The sequence below is a fragment of the Lacinutrix sp. MEBiC02404 genome (genome assembly GCF_053601575.1).
This window is the reverse complement of record NZ_JBSHNV010000194.1, coordinates 1-250: the sequence shown is the minus strand read 5'-3', so window position 1 is coordinate 250 and position 250 is coordinate 1. Positions and strand designations below refer to the sequence as shown.

The following is a 250-nucleotide window of genomic DNA, read 5'->3' as shown; positions in this document are numbered from 1 at the left end:
TTCATTTTCTATGACAGCAACTTGTGATGGCGGAACCGCAAATATCACAGGAGATCTTGGCGGGAGTTTTGTTTTTAATCCGATACCAACGGATGGAGCAACAATAAACGCAACTAGCGGAGTGGTAACTAATGGAATTTCAGGAGCGTCCTATACTATAGAATACACGAGTCCAGGAACCTGCGGAACAAGTAGCACACAAACGGTAACTGTTTTAACCTCCGGAAACGCTTCTTTTAATACGACAGCA

At 43.6% G+C, this 250-nt stretch carries 1 protein-coding gene; it reads left to right on the top strand.

Going from position 1 to position 250, the window contains the following annotated elements:
* On the top strand, positions 1-250 hold a 250-nt coding region (locus ACVCXO_RS12150; protein WP_452229859.1), incomplete at both ends, for a hypothetical protein.